Source organism: Marinobacter sp. MBR-105, from assembly GCF_053628895.1.
The window spans coordinates 158166-179405 of the sequence record NZ_JBRJHG010000003.1 but is presented as its reverse complement, the minus strand read 5'-3'; the positions used below and the strand labels follow the sequence as shown (position 1 = coordinate 179405).

At 56.7% G+C, this 21240-nt stretch carries 17 protein-coding genes; 1 reads left to right on the top strand and 16 read right to left on the bottom strand.

Annotation, left to right across the window (positions count from 1 at the left end):
- Window positions 1-105: 105 nt before the first annotated feature.
- Both smc and ACSSVV_RS05495 read right to left on the bottom strand, forming a co-directional pair.
- Complete coding sequence (gene smc / locus ACSSVV_RS05500) at window positions 106-3597, bottom strand: chromosome segregation protein SMC (RefSeq protein WP_454105703.1); 3492 nt, start codon at window positions 3595-3597, stop codon at window positions 106-108.
- A 1-nt stretch (window position 3598) separates the two neighbouring features.
- Entirely contained in the window at window positions 3599-4279 is a 681-nt protein-coding gene (locus tag ACSSVV_RS05495; protein WP_022992464.1) for a GntR family transcriptional regulator, read from the bottom strand.
- Between the two features lie 272 nt (window positions 4280-4551).
- On the opposite strand from ACSSVV_RS05495, the gene ACSSVV_RS05490 reads away from it, so the two are divergent.
- Entirely contained in the window at window positions 4552-5478 is a 927-nt protein-coding gene (locus tag ACSSVV_RS05490) for a GGDEF domain-containing protein (RefSeq protein WP_031211270.1), read from the top strand.
- Window positions 5479-5487: 9 nt separating this feature from the next.
- Here ACSSVV_RS05490 and rluB read toward each other — a convergent pair whose 3' ends face one another.
- The 14 genes from rluB to ACSSVV_RS05420 form a co-directional block, all read right to left on the bottom strand.
- Entirely contained in the window at window positions 5488-6474 is a 987-nt protein-coding gene (gene rluB, locus ACSSVV_RS05485; protein WP_454105702.1) for a 23S rRNA pseudouridine(2605) synthase RluB, read from the bottom strand.
- A 41-nt stretch (window positions 6475-6515) separates the two neighbouring features.
- Entirely contained in the window at window positions 6516-7181 is a 666-nt protein-coding gene (scpB, locus tag ACSSVV_RS05480) for an SMC-Scp complex subunit ScpB (protein WP_014421715.1), read from the bottom strand.
- A 16-nt stretch (window positions 7182-7197) separates the two neighbouring features.
- Window positions 7198-8025 (bottom strand): segregation and condensation protein A, encoded by an 828-nt coding sequence (locus ACSSVV_RS05475; RefSeq protein WP_011784668.1) that lies wholly within the window; start codon window positions 8023-8025, stop codon window positions 7198-7200.
- 37 nt (window positions 8026-8062) lie between these two features.
- Window positions 8063-9277 (bottom strand): tryptophan--tRNA ligase, encoded by a 1215-nt coding sequence (locus ACSSVV_RS05470; protein WP_011784667.1) that lies wholly within the window; start codon window positions 9275-9277, stop codon window positions 8063-8065.
- 195 nt (window positions 9278-9472) lie between these two features.
- Entirely contained in the window at window positions 9473-10345 is an 873-nt protein-coding gene (gene sucD, locus ACSSVV_RS05465; RefSeq protein WP_011784666.1) for a succinate--CoA ligase subunit alpha, read from the bottom strand.
- Window positions 10345-11511 (bottom strand): ADP-forming succinate--CoA ligase subunit beta, encoded by a 1167-nt coding sequence (sucC, locus tag ACSSVV_RS05460; protein WP_011784665.1) that lies wholly within the window; start codon window positions 11509-11511, stop codon window positions 10345-10347. Before sucC ends, sucD begins: the two co-directional genes overlap by 1 nt.
- Window positions 11512-11707: 196 nt before the next feature.
- Entirely contained in the window at window positions 11708-13150 is a 1443-nt protein-coding gene (lpdA, locus tag ACSSVV_RS05455) for a dihydrolipoyl dehydrogenase (RefSeq protein WP_011784664.1), read from the bottom strand.
- A gap of 35 nt (window positions 13151-13185) precedes the next feature.
- On the bottom strand, window positions 13186-14409 hold the full coding sequence (odhB, locus tag ACSSVV_RS05450) for a 2-oxoglutarate dehydrogenase complex dihydrolipoyllysine-residue succinyltransferase (RefSeq protein ID WP_014421717.1): 1224 nt from the start codon (window positions 14407-14409) through the stop codon (window positions 13186-13188).
- Between the two features lie 25 nt (window positions 14410-14434).
- Window positions 14435-17272 (bottom strand): 2-oxoglutarate dehydrogenase E1 component, encoded by a 2838-nt coding sequence (locus ACSSVV_RS05445; protein ID WP_011784662.1) that lies wholly within the window; start codon window positions 17270-17272, stop codon window positions 14435-14437.
- A gap of 316 nt (window positions 17273-17588) precedes the next feature.
- Entirely contained in the window at window positions 17589-18293 is a 705-nt protein-coding gene (locus ACSSVV_RS05440; RefSeq protein ID WP_011784661.1) for a succinate dehydrogenase iron-sulfur subunit, read from the bottom strand.
- A gap of 15 nt (window positions 18294-18308) precedes the next feature.
- A complete protein-coding gene (gene sdhA / locus ACSSVV_RS05435; protein WP_011784660.1) occupies window positions 18309-20081 on the bottom strand; it encodes a succinate dehydrogenase flavoprotein subunit in 1773 nt (590 codons plus the stop codon).
- 3 nt (window positions 20082-20084) lie between these two features.
- Window positions 20085-20426 carry a succinate dehydrogenase, hydrophobic membrane anchor protein gene (gene sdhD / locus ACSSVV_RS05430; protein WP_011784659.1) on the bottom strand — a complete coding sequence of 114 codons (342 nt, stop codon included), beginning with the start codon at window positions 20424-20426 and terminating at the stop codon, window positions 20085-20087.
- Entirely contained in the window at window positions 20423-20800 is a 378-nt protein-coding gene (sdhC, locus tag ACSSVV_RS05425) for a succinate dehydrogenase, cytochrome b556 subunit (protein ID WP_011784658.1), read from the bottom strand. The genes sdhD and sdhC overlap by 4 nt, the downstream gene beginning before the upstream one ends.
- Window positions 20801-21004: 204 nt before the next feature.
- The gene (locus ACSSVV_RS05420) at window positions 21005-21229 is read right to left on the bottom strand and encodes a hypothetical protein (protein WP_222180635.1); all 225 of its coding nucleotides are present in this window, start codon (window positions 21227-21229) and stop codon (window positions 21005-21007) included.
- Window positions 21230-21240: the final 11 nt, after the last annotated feature.

Genomic DNA, 21240 nt, shown 5'->3' with positions numbered 1-21240 from the left:
GGAACGTTGCTACTCTAAGAAAAGCCCGTAATGAATACAACGCACACCGGGCCCAGATGGCGTTATTGTCATGGTTGGCGAGCATTTCACCAACCACTGCGCCTATCAGGCCTCAGCCAGCGCGGCGGCCTCATCCACATCAACAGATACCAGCCGCGAGCAGCCGGGTTCGTGCATGGTGACCCCCATTAACTGATCCGCCATCTCCATGGCGATCTTGTTATGGGTAATGTAGATGAACTGAACCTGTTTCGACATCTCCTTAACCATATTCGCGTAGCGACCCACGTTGGCGTCGTCCAGCGGCGCGTCCACTTCGTCCAGCATACAGAACGGAGCGGGATTGAGCTGGAAAATCGAGAACACAAGCGCGATGGCTGTCAGCGCCTTCTCACCCCCCGACAACAGGTGGATGGTGCTGTTCTTCTTGCCCGGCGGCCTCGCCATGATGGCCACGCCAGTCTCCAGCAAGTCTTCCCCGGTCAACTCGAGATAGGCATTGCCACCACCGAATACTTTCGGGAAAAGGGCCTGCAGGCCGCCATTCACCTGATCAAACGTCTCTTTGAAGCGCTGCCGGGTTTCCCGGTCAATTTTCCGGATAGCATTGTCCAGGGTTTCCAGCGCTTCCATCAGGTCGTTGTGCTGCTCGTCCAGGTAGGTCTTTCGCTCGCTTTGTACCTGATACTCTTCAATGGCCGCGAGGTTAATTGCTCCCAGGCGCTGGATACGGTTACCGATTTTCTCCAGCTCTTCGGCCCAGACCTTTTCTTCAGCATCCTCTGGCAGCTGTTCGAGAACTTCCTGGAGTTTAACGTCGAGTTCCTTGAGCTGCTCAACATGGTTGCCGGAGCGAATTTCCAGGGCCTGGGATTCCATCTTCAGTTTTTCCAGCCGAGCCCGGATTTCCTGAACCTGATGCTCGGTTCGGCTCCGCCCCTGTTCGCGATCACGAACCTGTCGATCAATCTCTTCCAGGGCATCCCGGGCGGCACTGAGCTTTTCTTCTTCGGCCAGTCGTCGTTCCAGCAACCCTTCAAGTTGCAACTGGAGATCCTCAATAGGCTCCTCGGCACTTTCGCGGGATTCCCTGAGTACATCCAGCCGCTCTTGCAGACGCTCTTTCTGCATCTGCATCCGGTCGATGGTTTGCTGCAGTCCGTCGCGCTGGCTCTGGAGTGTCTGCAACTGTAGTTGCAGTTGATGAGCGTGATCACGGTCATGCCGGGCTTCCTGGCGCAGGCGGTCCAGTGTTTCCCTCAGAGAATCCCGTTGCTCCAGCAACTGCTCTTTCTCTTCCTCACTGTCCTCGCTGGATGCGAGTGCAATATCCCACTCTTCACGGGCTTCCTGGAGGTTGGCCTGCTGCTCTTCCAACGCCAGACCCACATCCGCAATGTCTTCCCTGATCCGGGACAGCCGGGCTTCAATCTGCTCTGCCCTGGCTTTCAGACCACTGGCACGTGAGGCCAGAGCCCCAAGCTCCCGCTCAACGTCGCTGTGGCGGGCTTGAGCCTCGTCCCGTTCGGTTTCGGCACGCTCCGCCTTCTCCTGGAGATGCTCAAGCTGCTCGGTTGCCTGCTCGAGCCTGGCTTCTGCTTCCGCCAGCTTTGCCTGCAATTCCGTTACCTTTTTCTGACGCTCAATCACACCAACCTGAGCGGCATCGGAGTCAGGCATCAGCAACCAGTCACGAGAAAGCCAGACACCGTCCCGGGTGATGATGCTCTCGCCAGGCGCCAGACCAGATCGGTTGGCCATGGCTTCAGAAAGGGTATCGGCAGCCTGAACCAAAGAAAGCAGCTGGCTGATCGCCCCAACACCACTCACCTTGGCCGCCAGGCCACGGGTTTCGGAGGCAACGGCACGGTCACTGACCACCGCAAAACCTTTGGGGGCCGATTCCAGCGCTGTAGCCAGTTGATCGAATTCCGGCAACGTCAGGCCCTGAGTGAAGCGGCCAATGACCTGCTCGACGGCAAACTCCCAGCCGTCCTCAATCGACAATTTCGCAGCAAGTCGCGGCGCGTCGGTCAGCCCCTGATCGGCCAGCCACGATTGCAGGGCATCGTCGCCGGCACCCATTTGTTCGTCCAGCAGTGCCTGCTGGGACTCCATCGTGGCTTTGAGGCTCTGCACCGTCTGCCGATATTCAGATGAACTCTGTTCGGCGTCGCGCAAAGCCTGTCGGCTCGAATACACCTGATCCTGCAGTTGCTGAATACGCTCCGCGGTTTCTTCCCTTTTCAGTGCCAGGGTTTCCTGTTCTTCCAGAAGCTGCTCGAGCTCCGAGCGATCCAATTGTCCGTCGAGCAGCGCCTGCTCATCCCGCAATTTCTGTTGTCGGGTTTTCAGCTGTTCGATGGCGTCTTCAAGAGAGCGAATTCGGGATTGCGCCAGTTCGGCCTGCCGGCGGGCATCCGATGAACGGGTACTGAACTCATCCCAGCGATGCTGCCAGTCACTCATGGCCTCTTCTGCTTGCTGGAGCTTCTCGGCCGATTCCTCTGAACGTATCGCCAATGCCTCCTGCTCAGGCTCGATCATGTCGAGCTCTTCCCGGAGCGTGGCCAGCTTTTCTTCATCCTGTTCCAGTTCGCGGCCTAATTCGCGCTCGTTGGCCAGGGCCTGATCCAGCTCTGCGGCAGTCTGTCGGCTGCGCTCGCGCTGGTGCTCCAGACTTTGCTCAATACGGGCAATGTCGGCCCCGGCCTCATAGTACCGGGCCTGAGCCCGGTTAAAGTGCTCGGTCCGTTCATGGTGGTCTTCCCTGAGCGATTCCAGCGAAGTTTCCAGGTTCACCCTTTCGGTCAGGAACTTCTCAAGTTCCAGCTCGGTATCGCGGATTTTTCCGCGCCAGGTCTGAAGATCGTCATCCAGGGCTTTCCAGCGCAACACGGTTAGCTCGGCTTTCTTTTCGCGCTCTTCCTGTTTGTAGGCTTTGTATTTTTCCGCGGCGGCCGCCTGACGCTCCAGGTGCTGCAGTTGACGTCCAAGCTCTTCGCGAAGGTCTGTCAGCCGCTCCAGGTTCTCCTGAGTACGGCGAATACGGTTCTCCGTTTCCCGCCTCCGTTCCTTGTACTTGGAAATGCCCGCAGCTTCCTCGATGTATACCCGCAATTCTTCGGGCTTCGCCTCAATCAGCCGGGAAATCATGCCCTGCTCGATAATGGCGTAACTGCGCGGCCCGAGACCGGTTCCAAGGAACAGATCGGTAATGTCACGACGACGGCATTTGGAGCCATTCAGGAAATACTCGGATTGCCCTTCCCGTGATACCCGGCGTTTTACCGAAATCTCGTTGAACTTCACAAACTCGCCGGGCGCCGATCCGTCACTGTTGTCAAAAACAAGTTCAATCGACGCCTGTCCCACCGGCTTGCGGGCACTGGAACCGTTGAAGATAACGTCGGTCATCGATTCGCCACGCAGGTACTTCGCGGAACTTTCACCCATTACCCAGCGAACGGCATCGATAATATTGGACTTGCCACAGCCGTTAGGGCCCACCACCGCGGTCATGTTGGAGGGGAAAGGCACCGTAGTGGGATCAACGAAGGATTTGAATCCCGCGAGCTTGATGGACTTCAGCCGCATATCAGGCGGTCTCCTCCGTGAGAATACTCAGAACCTGGTGGCGCTGATGCTCGCCAAAGTCCTGAATAACCCGTTGCAGACGCTCGGAATCGCCCTCAACGGCAGCATCGGCCAGACGACGGAAGAAGGTACCGGTTTCTGCGATCTCACTCCGGAAATGATCCAGCGCCACGTAATAGGTCCGGCTGATGGCGGGACGGAAGTTTTCGAGGGTTTCCTCAAGAAAGGGATTGTCAACCAGACGGTAGGCATACTGCATGACCCCGAACCCCGCTTCAATGACCCGCTCTGCGGCATCGGGCGCATTCGAGTTCAGGGCATCAATAACCGCCTGCATTTCATTAACCTGCCCCATCACGCCGCCGAGCTGTTCACCTGGCCAACGCTCCAGCACCTTGCGAGCCAACATGCACAGCAGATCGATGTAAATATCGTAAAGGGCATTCACCGAGTCTATCGTCAGCTCCGACACCACCGCCCCGCGCCGGGGATAGATCTCAACCAGATGACGCCGCTCCAGAATCAGCAGAGCCTCACGCACGGAGCCGCGGCTGACATTCAGATCGCCGGCGACCTTGAGCTCCTGAATTCGCTCTCCCGGCTTGAGATCGCGAACAACAATGCGCTGCCCCAGATGCTGGGCAATCTGTTCGGATAGGCTTTCCGGTGCCTGAAATCTCATAAATCGACAGCTCACTTGGTACATTCAAGCGCAGGAGTTTATCACAGGCTTTTGGCAGCCCCACCCCTTTGTCCGACATTTCGATTGCACGTCTTCAGAACCGGCAACCCGCTGCCGGAATTTTGACAACCAGGCAAATATTATCTGCCAGTTTATGGAATCGACTTTAAAAAGAGACATTTCCCTGTTGTTTTTATTGGTTTTTTATCTTATGGCATTTTTTCTGCTTATTGGTACAGCAAATCACTTTGTCACCAGCAGAGCGTCCTACTGTGAAAAACCTGACATCGATCCGGCCAAACACTTCCCGCCCCGCGCGGCTTGCGGCTTTGAAGCAGTCGTTTCAGGACTGGAACAACACCTCCGATGTCATGGCCCGGCTGGCCAGACGCCTGAGCACCACTCTCTCCCTCGAGGCGCAACTGTCGATTCTGGCGGAGGAGATGACAGACATGGTGCCTTTCGACTCACTCAATTACAGGCACCGCATCGCCCGTCAGGACTTCGTTTTTTCCACTGGCATGGGTGGGCCCCATCGCTGCGAGTACCGTCTCTCTCTGGAAGGTCACCAGTATGGCACTCTGACGTTACACCGTCGCCAGCGATTCAGCGATGACGAGCTGACGGGTATCGAGATGATGCTGTCCGGTGCGATCTGCCATATTCGTAATGCCTGCCAGTTCATTGCCATCGAACAGACCGCACTGACGGATTCCCTGACAGGCATTGGCAACAAACGGGCACTGGACGAAGCGCTCCAGCGCGCCAGCGCCATGGCGGACAGACACGGCGCCCCCTGGAGCCTGATCCTGTGCGATCTGGATCACTTCAAACTGATTAACGACAACCACGGCCATGTGGTTGGCGACCACATTCTCGCTCGCACCGCGGAAAAGCTTGAGCAGGCCCTGCGTAATTCCGACACGGTCTATCGCTTTGGTGGTGAGGAGTTTGCCATTCTCCTGCCTCATACCAATGAGCAGGAAGCCCGTGATGTAGCAGATCGAATTCGGGGTGCCATTGAAAGCATTCGAGTGGACGGCGGTGAAACACCTTTGACGGTTACCGCCAGTTGCGGTGTGGCGATGCATCTGACGGATGAACAGCCCGAGCAATGGCTTGCCCGGGCCGACGAAGCACTCTACCGGGCCAAGGCGGCCGGCAGAAACTGCACGCGGGTATTCGCAAGTATTTCCTGAAGAGAGTCCTCAGCGTGCGGGCTTTCTGCCCTTGCCTGCAGATGGCTTCCCGCGGGAATCTGACCGGGCTTTTGACGGCGCACCATCGGCGACTTGCCAGCTTCCACCTTTACGCGTCCGTTGCAGTGATTTACCAGGACTCTTGCGGCGCTTGCGATCATGGGCAGCCTGCTCTCCCGGAGTTTTCTGGGGTACAGCAACGCTGCCGAGCCCCACGGCACGGCTCAGCGCATCAACACCCTTCTGATCCAGCTCTTCCCAACGGCCCATGGTCAACCGGCTGGGCAGGAAGATCGGTCCATACCGTACCCGCTTGAGACGGCTCACCCGAACGCCCTGAGATTCCCAAAGGCGACGCACCTCCCGGTTACGACCTTCCAGCAAGGTTACGTGGAACCACTGGTTCATACCTTTGCCACCCGCCGGGCTGATATCTGTAAACTTGGCCATGCCGTCTTCAAGCAGCACACCTTCCTTCAGGCGCTCAATCATGGCGTCATCCACTTCACCGAATACCCGAACCGCGTATTCCCGGTCAATCTGACTGGAGGGATGCATCAAGCGATTCGCCAACTCACCGTCGGTGGTAAACAACACCAGACCGGTAGTGTTGATATCCAGACGCCCAATGGAGATCCAGCGCTGGTCCTTGAGCCGCGGCAGGCGGTCAAACACCGTGGGCCGCCCTTCCGGGTCTTTCCGGCTGGTTACTTCGCCCTCTGGCTTGTTGTAAATCAGCACCCGACGCACAACTTCGGCAGCTGAACTCACGTCCAGCAGCTTGCCATCAAGCTCAAAACGATCAGAAGTGGAAGCCTTCTGGCCAGGCTGAACCGGAACACCATTGACCAGCAGTCGACCGGCCTCTATCCAGCCTTCCACTTCCCGCCGGGAGCCAACGCCGGCGCGAGCAAGCAGCTTCTGCACCCGCTCCGGACCTGCACTTAGAGACTGATCGCTACGGGCTGTTTTGTTTTCGGGGCCTTTTGCCGCCATAAGGGTAAATATCCTTGATATACGGGGCTGAAACCTGGGTTTCAGTGAAGTGTCTGATCCGGTTCAGGCGCCTGGGACTCCGCGTCGGAGTCCGGACTGGCACCGGAACCATCAGGAGAGTCGAATTTGATCTCTCCCTGCATGTTCTGCTCTATTTCCCGACCGATCTCCTCAAGGTCACGTACCTCAGAAAGCGGAGGCAGTTCATCCAGCCCGGTCAGGTTGAAATAATCGAGGAACTGGCGTGTGGTGGCATACATGGCAGGCCGCCCAGGGACATCCCGATGACCGACCACGCGCACCCACTCTCGCTCAAGCAGTGTTCGAATGATATTGCTGCTTACCGTAACCCCACGAATATCCTCGATCTCGCCACGGGTGATGGGTTGACGATAGGCAATCAGGGCCAGAGTTTCCAGAAGCGCCCGGGAATAACGCTGGGGCTTTTCCTCATACAGTCGACCAACCCATGGCGCAAACTCTTCCCTGACCTGCAATCGGTACCCGCTGGCAACCTTGCGAAGCTCAAAGCCGCGACCTTCGCAGGATTGCTCCAGCATCATCAGCGCATGCTCCATCACCTGCCTGGCCGGGCGCTCATCTTCGCCAAACAGCTCGCGCAGCTGCTCCAGAGACAACGGCTTGCCGGCCGCCAACAGTGCCGCCTCAGCAATAGCCTGAATACGGGCCAGATGTTCTTCGTTCATAGTGTCACTCGATCCTTCAGCTTGCCGCCCGCGCCCTGACATGAATGGGGCCGAGCACTTCCGCCTGAACGATTTCAATCAGCTGTTCTTTCACCAGTTCCAGTGTGGCAAGAAAGGTCACCACCACGCCAAGCCGGCCCTCTTCAAGGGTAAACAGGCTCTCGAATGTTACGAACCGGTCGCCCTGCAGCACAGAGAGAATGTGGGACATCCGCTCCCTTGTCGATAACCGCTCTTTCTCGACATGGTGGCTGGTAAACAGATCCGCCCTCTGCAAAACACCCTGCAACGCCAGCAACAGCTCCTTCATATCAACGTCCGGATGGGGTTGCGATGACGGAAGCTTGGGTAAAGCAGCGGAAGCCGGATAGGTATCCCGTTCCATGCGCGGGATTTCATCGATATCCTCCGCAGCCTTCTTGAAGCGTTCGTACTGCTGCAGCCGGCGAATCAGCTCTGCCCGGGGGTCAATATCGTCTTCATCGTCACTCTCCTGGCGGGGTAGCAACATACGGGATTTAATCTCCGCCAGGGTCGCAGCCATCACCAGGTACTCGGCTGCCAGCTCAAACCGCATCGCTTCCACCGCACCAATGTAATCCATGTACTGGCGTGTGATTTCACTGACATCAATATCGAGGATATTCATGTTCTGGCGGCGAATGAGGTAGAGCAGCAAATCCAGCGGCCCCTCAAAGGCCTCCAGAAAAACCGCGAGGGCATCCGGCGGAATATAAAGATCCTTGGGGATATCCACCAGGGGTTTGCCGGATACGAGCGCCAGCGGCACCTGTTCCGGTGTCGTTGCCTGCGCTTCTTCCGGCTCCCTGGTGTCTTCGGTCATGCCTTTGCCAGCCTTTGACGTTATTGGCGGTCAGGAATCAGCGGTAGCTGAGCCCCATCGCTGCACGGACTTCTTCCAGGGTATCACGGGCGGCATCGCGCGCATGCTCTCGCCCTTCCTGCAGAATGGAATGCACCAGATCCGGATTGCTCTCGTATTCCCGGGCACGCTCATGCAACGGCTTCTGTTCCTCGATGATGGCATCGATCAGCGGCTTTTTGCAGTCCAGGCAGCCAATACCGGCGCTGCGGCAGCCTTCCTGTACCCACTGGCAGGTCTGCTCGTCCGAGTAGACTTTGTGCATACCCCAGACCGGGCACTTCTCCGGCTCGCCCGGGTCTGTCCGTCGCACCCGCTGCGGGTCGGTTTGCATGGTCCGGATCTTTTGCGCAACACTGTCCGGATCTTCACGCAAGCCAATGTAATTGTTGTAGGACTTGGACATCTTCTGTCCGTCCAGCCCCGGCATCTTGGATTCCGGCGTCAGCAACGGCTGCGGCTCCGGCAGTATCACCTTGCCTCCGCCTTCAATGAAACCGTATAACCGCTCGCGGTCACCCAGCGAAATGTTCTGCTGTTCTTTCAGCAGGGCCCGTGCGGTCTCAAGCGCCTCAAAATCGCCTTCTTCCTGATACCGTTTTTTCAGGTTGCGATAGAGTTTCGCGTTTTTTTTGCCCATCTTGACGATAGCGGCCTCGGCCTGCTCTTCAAAACCGGGCTCGCGACCATAGATATGGTTAAACCGGCGGGCGATTTCACGGGTAATCTCAACGTGGGATACCTGATCAGCACCAACCGGCACCTTGCCGGCACGATACATCAGGATATCCGCAGTCTGGAGCAACGGGTAACCGAGGAAGCCGTAGGTGGCCAGATCCTTTTCCCGCAGCTTTTCCTGCTGATCCTTGTAGGTGGGAATGCGTTCCAGCCAGCCCAGGGGCGTGATCATAGACAACAACAGGTGCAGCTCGGCGTGTTCCGGAACCTGGGACTGGATAAACATGGTGGACGAGCCCGGATTAACTCCGGCCGCCAGCCAGTCGATGACCATATCCCATACGCTTTGCTCAATGCCTGAGGGATCATCGTATTGCGTGGTCAGGGCGTGCCAGTCCGCCACAAAGAAGAAGCACTCATACTCGTGCTGGAGCTTGACCCAGTTTTTCAGCACACCATGGTAGTGGCCGAGGTGCAGCTTGCCGGTCGGACGCATGCCGGACAACACTCTTTGCTGGGAATCGACAGAACTCAAAGCACGAACTCCTTCTTTCTGTTTATAGAGCGCCGGAGATCAGCGCCTAAACCGGCCGCTGAAATCAGGCTGACCGGGCATTATAGTCTTTACACTCGCCGGCGTTAAGCAATGCGGCACAAAACCGGAGCCCTAGAACGCAAAACCCCCGGAATTCTCGCGAATCCGGGGGTTTTGGTGAAGCTCAGGGCTGCTTTACCAGCCAGTCACTTCCTTCAGGGCCTTGCCGATTTCGGCCAGGCTGCGCACGGTTTTAACACCGGCGTCTTCCAGGGCGGCAAACTTCTCGTCCGCAGTACCCTTACCACCAGAGATGATGGCGCCAGCATGGCCCATACGCTTGCCCGGAGGTGCAGTGACACCGGCAATGTAGGAAACCACCGGCTTGGTGACGTTCTCTTTGATGAACGCAGCCGCTTCTTCCTCAGCGGTACCACCGATCTCACCAATCATGACGATGGCTTCGGTTTCCGGATCTTCCTGCAGCAGCTTCAGAATGTCGATGAAGTTGGAGCCAGGAATCGGGTCGCCACCGATACCGATACAGGTGGACTGACCGTAGCCGAAGTCCGTGGTCTGCTTGACCGCTTCATAGGTCAGGGTGCCGGAACGGGACACGATACCAACCTTACCCTTCTTGTGGATATGGCCAGGCATGATGCCGATCTTGCACTCGTCCGGAGTGATCACGCCCGGGCAGTTCGGGCCGATCATGCGAACGCCTTTACGATCAACGTATTCTTTGGCGTACAGCATGTCGATGGTCGGAATACCTTCAGTGATACAAACGATCAGCTGAATACCGGCGTCGGCCGCTTCGATGATGGCGTCTTTACAGAACGGAGCCGGAACGTAGATGACGGTCGCTTCAGCGCCGGTCTTTTCTACCGCTTCACGTACGGTGTTGAACACCGGCAGACCCAGATGCTCAGTGCCGCCCTTACCGGGGCTGACACCACCTACCATCTTGGTGCCATAGGCAATGGCCTGCTCAGAGTGGAAGGTACCCTGTGCGCCGGTAAAGCCCTGGCAGATAACCTTGGTGTCTTTGTTGATCAGGATGCTCATTATTTACCCCCTGCGGCTTTAACGACTTGCTCTGCGGCGTCCGCCAGGCTGGTGGCGGCGATGATGTTCAGGCCACTTTCGGCGAGTACCTTGGTACCCAGCTCCGCGTTGTTGCCTTCCAGACGAACCACAACAGGCACTTTAACGCCGACTTCTTTAACCGCACCGATGATGCCCTCTGCGATCATGTCGCAGCGAACAATACCACCGAAGATGTTAACCAGAACGGCCTGTACCGCGTCGTCAGACAGGATGATCTTGAACGCTTCGGATACGCGCTCTTTGGTTGCGCCGCCGCCTACGTCCAGGAAGTTGGCAGGCTGGCCACCGGACAGCTTGATGATGTCCATGGTGCCCATGGCCAGGCCAGCACCGTTAACCATGCAGCCGATGTTGCCTTCCAGCGCAACATAGTTGAGCTCCCACTTGGCCGCTTCCGCTTCCCGGGAGTCTTCCTGGGAGGGATCGTGCATCTCGTGGATTTTCTTCTGACGGTACAGTGCGTTGCCGTCTACACCTACTTTGGCGTCGAGGCAGTGCAGGTCACCAGCCGGGGTGATCACCAGCGGGTTGATCTCAACCAGAGCCAGGTCGCACTCTTCAAACAGTTTGGCCAGGCCCAGGAAAATCTTGGTGAACTGACCGATCTGCTTGCCTTCCAGGCCAAGCTTGAATGCCAGTTCACGACCCTGGTACGGCTGCGCGCCGACCAGCGGATCAATTTCGGCTTTCAGGATCTTTTCCGGAGTTTCTTCGGCAACCTTCTCGATTTCCACGCCACCTTCAGTGGAGGCCATGAAAACGATACGACGGGAACCACGGTCTACCACAGCGCCCAGGTAAAGTTCCTGATCGATGTCGGTGAGGGATTCAACCAGAATCTTGCTGACTGGCTGGCCGTTTTCGTCGGTCTGGTAGGTAACCAGGTTCTTACCCAGCCACTTTTCGGCGAATTCACGGATCTCTTCTTTGCTCTTGACCAGCTTTACACCGCCGGCCTTGCCGCGACCACCGGCGTGAACCTGGGCTTTCACTACCCAGCCGTCACCGCCGATTTCGTCTGCCGCTGCTACGGCTTCCTTGGGAGTATCGCAGGCAATGCCTTTGGATACGGGCAGGCCGTACTCAGCGAACAGCTGCTTGCCCTGATATTCGTGCAAATTCATAGTTAATGTCCCGTCTATTGATGGAGGATAACCACGTACGGAAATGAACCCGTCAGTGCACCGCCATTGGTGCAGCTGGAACGAATTCGTTCTGGCAGGCCAGGGATCGCCTCGGCCTGCCGGTCACGCATGCGAAAAGCCGCCGTTATGATGGCAGCGGGGCGCCCCAGTTGGCGCCCCGTATTCCGGCAATGCGTTACTTCTTCTTGCGACGGTTGGCGACGTGAATCGCACCGCCAGCAACGGCCAGGGCCGCTTCGTGCACAGACTCGGACAGAGTCGGGTGCGCGAAACAGGTCAGGGCCAGATCTTCTGCGCTTGAACCGAATTCCATGGCGATCACGCCCTGGGCAACGATTTCAGACGCCTGCGGACCCACCACGTGGAAGCCAAGAATACGGTCGGTCTTCGCATCTGCGATGATCTTGACCATACCGGAAGCGGCATTGGCAGCCATGGCACGACCGTTCGCCGCAAACGGGAAGGTTCCCACGTTATATTCTTCGCCTTCAGCTTTCAGTTGCTCTTCGGTCTTGCCGACCCAGGCAACCTCAGGGAAGGTGTAGATGACATTCGGGATGCAGTCGTAATTGACCTGAGGCTTATGCCCGGCAATACGCTCAGCAACCATCACGCCCTCTTCAGACGCTTTGTGGGCCAGCATTGGACCACGAACCACATCACCGATGGCCCAGACACCCGGTGCTTCGGTCTTGCAGTTGTCGTCTACGAAAATAAAGCCCCGCTCATCCATGGTCACGCCGGAGTCTTCAGCCAGTGCACCATCGGTGTACGGACGACGGCCAACAGCCACGATCAGCTTGTCAAACTTGGCGTCTTGCTTACCCTTGGAGTCTTCGTAGCTGACGTTAACCAGCTTGCGCTTGACTTCCGCGCCAGTCATGCGGGCGCCCATCACGATGTTCAGGCCCTGCTTCTGGAACTGCTTCAACGCATCCTTGGCACACTGCTGGTCAACCGCCGGCAGGAAACTGTCCTGCGCTTCGATCACGGTTACTTCTGAACCCAGGCGGGCCCAGACGCTACCCAGCTCCAGACCAATAACACCGGCACCGATCACACCAAGACGCTTGGGCACTTCGGTAAACTCCAGCGCACCCTCGGAATCGACGATGTACTCACCGTCGAACGGCGCCGGCGGAATCTCGATCGGCCGGGAACCGGTGGCGATGATCACGTTGTCGGCTTCATAGGTCTTGGTTTTGCCATCCTTGTCGGTGACTTCCACCTTACGACCGGCCAACAGCTTGCCGTGGCCGTGGATCGAGGTGACGCCATTGGCCTTGAACAGGCCAGCAATGCCACCGGTCAGCTGCTTAACGATACCAGCCTTGCGCTCCATCATCTTGGCAACGTCGATTTTCACGTCCTTGGCCAGGATGCCCATGGAATCGTAATCGTGGCTGGCTTCCTCAAACTTGTGAGTCACTTCCAGCAGGGCCTTGGACGGGATACAGCCTACGTTCAGACAGGTGCCACCGAGCACCTGGCTCTTGCCGTCTTTACCAGTCCAGGACTCAACACAGGCGGTCTTAAGACCCAACTGAGCGGCTTTAATGGCAGCAACGTAACCACCGGGGCCTGCACCAATGACAATAACGTCGAACTTATCGGACATAATCTTTCCTGTTATCGAATTCGTTGAGTGTCAGATTACACATCCAGCAGGATACGTGCCGGGTCTTCCAGCATTTCCTTGATGGCCACCAGGAACTGCACCGCTTCCTTGCCATCGATCATACGGTGATCGTATGACAGCGCCAGGTACATCATCGGCAGAATCTCAACCTTGCCATTTACCGCCATCGGGCGCTCCTGGATCTTGTGCATACCCAGAATGGCAGTCTGGGGCGGATTCAGGATCGGCGTGGAAATCAGAGACCCGAAAATACCACCGTTGGTGATGGTGAAGGTGCCACCGGTCATATCTTCAATGGCCAGTTTGCCTTCCTTCGCCTTGGTACCGTACTCGACGATCTTCTTCTCGATGTCGGCCAGACCCATAGCGTCGGTGTCACGCAGAACCGGTACCACCAGGCCACGGTCGGTGGATACCGCCACACCTACGTCCTGGTAACCGTGGTACACCATGTCGTTGCCATCAATGGAGGCGTTTACTGCCGGGAAGCGCTTCAAAGCTTCGGTAGCCGCTTTGGTGAAAAACGACATGAAGCCCAGCTTGATGCCGTGGCGCTTCACGAAGCTGTCCTGGTACTGCTTGCGCAGTTCCATGATCGGCGCCATGTTCACCTCGTTAAAGGTGGTCAGCATGGCTGCTGTCTGCTGGGCATCAACCAGACGCTTGGCGATGCTGGCACGCAGGCGGGTCATCGGAACCCGCTTCTCGGCGCGCTCGCCCTGGGCAACGTTCACCTCAGGCATCGCTGCCGGCTTGGAGGCAGCCGCTCCACCGGAAGATTTGTTGCTGTCCACGTAGTTCTGAACGTCTTCCTTGGTAACACGGCCGTCTTTACCGGTGCCCTTTACCGCGCTCGGGTCAACGTTGTTTTCTTCGGCCAGCTTGCGGGCAGCCGGGCTTAGAATGGCATCACCGGAAGCAGCTTCGGATTTCTCTTCGGCTTTCGGTGCTTCGGCTTTCGCTTCGGACTTGCTCTCGGCTGGCTTGGATTCACCTGCCGCGCCTTCTTTGAACTTGCCGATCACCTCACCGCTTTCCACGGTGTCGCCTTCGTTCTTGAGAACTTCTTCGATCACACCATCCGCCGGCGCAACCACTTCGAGCACAACCTTGTCGGTTTCGATATCGACAATCAGCTCGTCACGGGAACAGGCCTCACCCGGCTGCTTGTGCCAGGTCGCGACGGTGCCTTCGGCAACCGACTCAGGGAAAACGGGGGCTTTAATCTCTGTTGACATTACGGATCCTTAGTTCGGTAGCTCGTCAGATTTCAAACGCGTCGTTAACCAGTTTCTTCTGCTCTTCAATGTGAACAGACATGTGTCCACAGGCAGGAGCAGCAGAAGCCTCACGACCGGCATACTGGAGATATAGCTTGGGATTCAGGCGCTGCAGTGCGTTCCGCATGTGATGCTGACTGCAATACCAGGCTCCCTGGTTCATCGGCTCTTCCTGACACCAGACCACATGCTTGAGCTTGCTGTACTGGCTCAGCAGTTCGTCCAGGTCATCGCTCGGGAACGGGTACAATTGTTCGATACGAACAATCGCGACATCGTCCCGCTCATCCGCCTTCTTCTTCTCCAGAAGATCATAGTAGACCTTGCCACTGCAGAGGATCAGGCGAGTCACTTTTTTCGGATCGGACGGCTCTTTCTCCGGCAGAATTGTCTGGAATGTACCGGATGTCAGGTCGTCCAGACCCGAAATGGCTTCCTTATGGCGCAGCAGGCTCTTGGGCGTAATGGCAACCAACGGCTTGCGCAACGGACGCTTCACCTGCCGACGCAACATGTGGAATACCTGAGACGGTGTAGTCGGCACACAGACCTGAATATTGTGTTCGGCACACAGCTGCAGGAAACGCTCCAGACGGGCGGAACTGTGTTCCGGCCCCTGCCCTTCATAACCGTGTGGCAGCAGCAGTGTCAGGCCACACAGTCGACCCCACTTATGCTCACCACTGGTCAGGAACTGATCAATCACCACCTGGGCACCGTTGGCGAAGTCACCAAACTGGGCTTCCCAGACAATCAGCGCGTTCGGCGTCGTGGTGGAATAACCGTATTCGAACGCCATCACCGCTTCTTCAGACAGCAGTGAGTCATAGATGTCGAACTTCGGCTGATCGTCTTTCAGATTCTGCAGGGAAATATGAGTAGACCCATCTTTCTGGTTATGCAGAACAGCATGACGGTGCGAGAAGGTGCCCCGGCCCACGTCCTGACCAGTCAGGCGGATCGGGTGGCCTTCGTTCAGCAAAGTGGCATAGGCCATCATTTCGCCGTAGCCCCAGTTCAGGGACAGCGCGCCAGCCGTCATCTTCTCGCGATCATTAACAATCTTGGAAACCTGGCGCTGTATGCTGAACCCTTCCGGCACTTCAGTCAGCTTCTTGCCCAGTTTCTGGACGGTTTTCAGCGCAACGCTGGTCTTGCACTTCGCTGTCCACTCATGGCCCAGATACGGAGCCCAGTCCACGTAAAGCTCTTTGTTAGGCTCTTTAACCAGGGACTTGACCACGTGATCACCCTTGTCCAGGGCGTCCCGGTAATCAGTCTCCATCTGCTTGGCTTCATCTTCGGTGATCACACCGGCTTCAACCAGCTGATCCGCGTAGATCGCACGAGTGGTCTTCAGCTTGCGGATCTTGTCGTACATCAGCGGCTGGGTCGCTGCCGGCTCATCCGCCTCGTTGTGGCCACGACGACGGTAGCAAACCAGATCAATCACTACATCGCGCTTGAATTCGTTGCGGTAGTCCATCGCCATCTGGGTGGCAAACATCACCGCTTCAGGATCGTCGGCGTTCACATGCAGAATCGGCGCCTGAACCATCTTGGCAACGTCGGTGCAATACTCGGTGGAACGAGCATCTTCCTGTTTGCTAGTGGTGAAGCCAACCTGGTTGTTGATCACGATGTGGATGGTACCGCCAACACCAAAGCCCCGGGTCTGGGACATCTGGAAGGTTTCCATCACTACGCCCTGCCCGGCAAACGCAGCGTCGCCGTGCATCACAATGGGTACCACGGTACTGCCATCGGTATCGCCACGACGGTCCTGACGGGCGCGTACCGAGCCTTCCACTACCGGGGATACGATTTCCAGGTGAGACGGGTTGAAGGCCATGGCCAGGTGAACCTCGCCACCTGGCGTCATCACGTTTGAGGAGAAGCCCTGGTGGTATTTCACGTCGCCGGAGCCGGAATCCGCGAGCTTCTTGCCCTCGAATTCATCAAACAGTTCTTTCGGATTTTTGCCCAGGGTGTTGACCAGCACGTTCAGTCGACCGCGGTGGGCCATGCCCAGCACGATCTCTTTGGCGCCATAGGAGCCCGCACGCTGAATCAGCTCGTCCAGGCAGGGGATCAGACTTTCACCGCCCTCGAGACCAAAACGCTTGACGCCCGGATAACGGGAACCCAGGTATTTTTCCAGCCCTTCGGCAGCCGTCAGGCGCTCAAGAATATGCTTGCGGGTTTCGGTCTCGTATTCCGGACGGGAACGAACCGGCTCCATACGTTGCTGGAACCAACGCTTGATGCGCGTGTCTACCACATGCATGTATTCAGCGCCGATGCTCTCGCAGTAGGTCTGGCGCAGGCCTTGGACAATATCGCCGAGTTTCATGCTCTCGGAACCAAAGTTCAGAGAGCCGGTCTGGAACTCCAGATCAAGATCGGATTCGCCCAATTCGTGGAATCGCGGGTCCAGATCTTCTACCTGAGGACGTTGCCAGACACCCAGAGGATCAAGCTTTGCTTCCTGGTGACCGCGGAAACGGAAAGCGTTGATCAGCTGCAGAACACGGATCTGTTTTTTATCAGCGTCGGACGTAGCACTGGCAGGCACGCCATTGGTCGCCAGAAAACGCTGATTGCGGGAGATGTGCTCAAACTGCTCGCGGATGGTGGAGTGAACGATGTCGCGGCCCTGATAGCCATCGACGCTCGGGAGTTTGTCGAAGTAACTCCGCCACTCTTCTGGAACTGCATTGGGGTCTGTCAGGTAGGTTTCAAAAAGCTGTTCAACATAGGCAAGATTGCCACCCTGCAGGTGGGAAGTCTGCCATAACTGCTCCATGATGCTTTCGTGCATTTTGAATAGCTCACCTTGGGCTGGTGCGGGGGAGCCAGTATGGTCGGCCAGGGGTAATTCTCAGTCAATACGGGTTATTACGGCATGACTTTGGCCACCACACCCGGCAAGGATGTTTTCCGTCCCCAGTGATTTTTATACTCAGCAATACTGTCCGGTGACTGGATAAGCGCACCGAAACAGCGTGCATAAGTTTGCACCCCGGTAAGACTTTTGACTATAAGCCTTTGGTTGAAGGCCCCGCATATAGCGAGGCCTTCAGGGGTACTAACTGGTGTCAGAACACCAGTATAGCTGGTGCTGCGAATTTTGCCGGTCAGGTGGCTCTTTGCAGCAACAGGTTCCGGATATGGCCAATTGCCTTTGTGGGGTTCAGGCCCTTCGGACACACACTGACACAGTTCATGATGCCACGGCAGCGGAACACGCTGAATGGATCGTCCAGGTTCGCCAAACGCTCTGCCTGGGCGGTATCACGGCTGTCGGCCAGAAAGCGATAAGCTTGCAACAGACCAGACGGACCGATGAACTTGTCCGGATTCCACCAGAAAGACGGGCAAGCGGTAGAGCAGCAGGCACAGAGAATACACTCGTACAGGCCGTCCAGCTTCTCACGATCTTCCGGAGACTGCAGACGCTCGATGGCTGGCGCGGGGTTGTCATTCACAAGGTACGGCATCACTTTTTCGTACTGCTTGTAGAACAGGCCCATATCAACCACCAGATCACGAATGACCGGAAGACCAGGCAGCGGGCGCAAAACCAGCTTGTTGTTCTTGACCACATCGGAAACCGGTGTGATGCAAGCCAGGCCGTTCTTGCCATTCATGTTCATACCATCTGAGCCGCAAACGCCCTCACGACAGGAACGGCGAAATGCGACAGTCGGGTCCTTTTCCTTGGCCAGCGCCAAAACATCCAGAACCATCAGATCTTTGCCTTCCGGCAACTCAATCTCAACGTCCTGCATGTAAGGGGCGTTGTCAGTTTCCGGGTTATAACGGTACAGACTTACCAACATTTTCAGGATACCCCCTTAGTAGGTCCGGATCTTCGGCTCGAAGGTCGGAACCGTTTTCGGTGCAAAGTTCACGTCACGCTTGCCAACGCGCTTGTCCAGCGGGAAGTACATGGAGTGCTTCAGCCAGTTCTCGTCGTCACGCTCGGTGAAATCGTTACGGGCATGGGCACCGCGACTTTCTTTACGCTCAATCGCAGACTTGGCGGTCGCATAGGCAACTTCGTACAGGTTGTCCAGCTCCAGTGCTTCGATACGGGCGGTGTTGAATGCCTTGCTGGTATCAGTCAGCTTGGTCTTACGAACCCGCTCACCGATTTCTTCCAGCAGCTTCAGACCCTTCTCCATACTTTCGCCGTCACGGAACACGCCGAAGTAGAGCTGCATGCAGTTCTGCAGGTCTTTACGAACCTGAGCCACATCCTCACCCTCACTTGCACTGTCCAGACGCTCCAGACGAGCCATGGCACGCTTGATGTCTTCGTCGCTTGCGCCGTCGACCTCGAAACCACCACGCAGCTGCTCCTCAATGTGCAGACCAGCCGCACGACCAAAGACCACCAGATCCAGCAGAGAGTTGCCACCCAGACGGTTGGCACCGTGTACAGACACACAAGCGGCTTCACCGCAGGCAAACAGGCCCGGAATCGGCTTGTCATTGCCGTTTTCATCCTGAGTCAACGCCTGACCACCAACGTTGGTCGGAATGCCGCCCATCATGTAGTGACAGGTCGGAACCACAGGCACGGGCTCTTTGACCGGATCAACGTGAGCAAAGGTACGGGACAGCTCACAGATACCCGGCAGACGCAGGTTCAGCGTTTCTTCGCCCAGGTGATCCAGCTTCAGCAGTACGTGATCCTTGTCGGGACCACAGCCGCGGCCTTCCAGAATTTCCAGAACCATGGAGCGGGCAACAACGTCGCGACCAGCGAGGTCTTTGGCGTTCGGAGCATAACGCTCCATGAAACGCTCACCTTCGGAGTTAATCAGGTAACCACCCTCACCCCGGCAACCCTCAGTTACCAGCACACCGGCACCGTGGATACCGGTCGGGTGGAACTGCCACATCTCCATGTCCTGAACCGGGAAGCCGGCACGCAGGGCCATACCGATACCGTCACCGGTGTTGATCAGGGCATTGGTGGTTGACGCATAGATACGACCGGCGCCACCGGTTGCCAGAACGGTCGCCTTGGCCTTGATGTAGCAGACTTCACCGGTCTCAATTTCGATACCGACAACACCGACCACTTCGTCTTTACTGTTCTTGACCAGGTCCACGGCGTACCACTCGTTCAGGAACGAAGTGCCGCCTTTGAGGTTAGCCTGGTATAGCGTGTGCAGCAGAGCATGACCGGTACGGTCGGCTGCGGCACAGGTACGGGCAGCCTGACCGCCCTTACCGTAGTCCTTGGACTGACCACCGAACGGACGCTGATAGATACGACCCTGCTCGGTACGGGAGAACGGGAGGCCCATGTGCTCGAGCTCGAACACTGCCTGCGGACCGACCGAGCACATATACTCAATCGCGTCCTGGTCACCGATGTAGTCAGAACCTTTCACAGTGTCGTACATGTGCCAGCGCCAATCGTCGTTGGGATCAGCGCTTGCGATCGCACAGGTAATACCGCCCTGGGCGGATACCGTGTGCGAACGGGTCGGAAATACTTTCGTGATACACGCGGTATCGAGACCGGATTCGGTCAGCTGGAGGGCGGCTCGCATACCGGCACCGCCACCACCGATAACAATCGCGTCGAACGACATGGTCTTGATGTTAGCCATCGATTAAAGCCCCCAAAGAATCTGAATGCCCCACACGACATATACAAACATTACGAGCACACAGGCTGCCTGAAGCAGAAAACGCGGCATCGCGGATTTGATGTAGTCGGTAGAAACTGTCCACAAGCCAACCCACGCGTGCCCGGCAATGGACAGCAGCGCAAGCAGACTGAAGATCTTGAACCATCCCTGAGCAAACAATGCAGACCACGCCTGGTAGTCAACATCGGTGGTCACAAAGAAGCCAAGCAGGAACAGCGTGTACAGAGCTAATACGTAGGCTGTTACGCGCTGGATGATCCAGTCCTGAATACCGTTACGACCAATATTCGTTACACTGTTCATGCCCATACCCAGACTCCTGCCAGAACGATGAGAACAACGGAAACCGCAATCGTGGCTTTCGCGGCGAGGCGCCCGCTTTCAAGCTCTTCGCCAATACCAGCGTCCATCAACAGGTGTTTGATACCTGCAACCAGGTGGTACAGCAGAGCAGACAGGATGCCCCAGATGATCAGCTTCGCCAGGAAGCTGTCCAGCAGCTCATTCACCCGGTTAAAGCCATCTTCTCCGGAAAGGGAGAGATCCAGGCCGTACATCAGGAAGGCAACACCTACGAAGATGATGATGCCGCTGATGCGATGCAGGATCGAAGTAATGGCTGGCAGCGGGAAATGAAACTTGCCGAGATCGAGATTTACTGGTCGTTTGCTATTCACAGCGCTCTCACACTCTCTCTTGGTTCCGCGGGACCGCAAAACGGTGGCGGATGGTTGGTATGTTGGGACCGGAGAATCGGTACGATACCGATAACCGATTGGTTCAGGAGGGCGGATGACTACCCGGTAGCTTGCTATACTCAAGCCCATAAGCCGGTGCATCCCCGATTCCGGGCTACGGATTATAAGGAGACACCCCGGTAATTACAAACTTGCAATCGCCCTCCAGGCCTTGCAGCTTGCAGCCTCTACCCATCTATAAGGCTTATTGACAAAACCAATTTCCGCCCTAGGGGCCCGATATTCCGGATATCCCTCATTTACAAACGGGAAGAAATTTGCCGTTTTCTCCGCCAGTGCATTGACAAAAAAAGCTGACGCCCTATATTTTGCCGCCAGTTTTGCGATAATACGCGCTTTCTGGCGCATCTACACATGCA

Bases quoted from the DNA above. Each gene is read 5' to 3' on its own strand.
- smc (WP_454105703.1), bottom strand. From the start codon at position 3,597: ATGCGGCTGAAGTCCATCAAGCTCGCGGGATTCAAATCCTTCGTTGAT.
- ACSSVV_RS05495 (WP_022992464.1), bottom strand. From the start codon at position 4,279: ATGAGATTTCAGGCACCGGAAAGCCTATCCGAACAGATTGCCCAGCAT.
- rluB (WP_454105702.1), bottom strand. From the start codon at position 6,474: ATGGCGGCAAAAGGCCCCGAAAACAAAACAGCCCGTAGCGATCAGTCT.
- scpB (WP_014421715.1), bottom strand. From the start codon at position 7,181: ATGAACGAAGAACATCTGGCCCGTATTCAGGCTATTGCTGAGGCGGCA.
- ACSSVV_RS05475 (WP_011784668.1), bottom strand. From the start codon at position 8,025: ATGACCGAAGACACCAGGGAGCCGGAAGAAGCGCAGGCAACGACACCG.
- sucD (WP_011784666.1), bottom strand. From the start codon at position 10,345: ATGAGCATCCTGATCAACAAAGACACCAAGGTTATCTGCCAGGGCTTT.
- sucC (WP_011784665.1), bottom strand. From the start codon at position 11,511: ATGAATTTGCACGAATATCAGGGCAAGCAGCTGTTCGCTGAGTACGGC.
- lpdA (WP_011784664.1), bottom strand. From the start codon at position 13,150: ATGTCCGATAAGTTCGACGTTATTGTCATTGGTGCAGGCCCCGGTGGT.
- odhB (WP_014421717.1), bottom strand. From the start codon at position 14,409: ATGTCAACAGAGATTAAAGCCCCCGTTTTCCCTGAGTCGGTTGCCGAA.
- ACSSVV_RS05445 (WP_011784662.1), bottom strand. From the start codon at position 17,272: ATGCACGAAAGCATCATGGAGCAGTTATGGCAGACTTCCCACCTGCAG.
- ACSSVV_RS05440 (WP_011784661.1), bottom strand. From the start codon at position 18,293: ATGTTGGTAAGTCTGTACCGTTATAACCCGGAAACTGACAACGCCCCT.
- sdhA (WP_011784660.1), bottom strand. From the start codon at position 20,081: ATGGCTAACATCAAGACCATGTCGTTCGACGCGATTGTTATCGGTGGT.
- sdhD (WP_011784659.1), bottom strand. From the start codon at position 20,426: ATGAACAGTGTAACGAATATTGGTCGTAACGGTATTCAGGACTGGATC.
- ACSSVV_RS05420 (WP_222180635.1), bottom strand. From the start codon at position 21,229: ATGCGCCAGAAAGCGCGTATTATCGCAAAACTGGCGGCAAAATATAGG.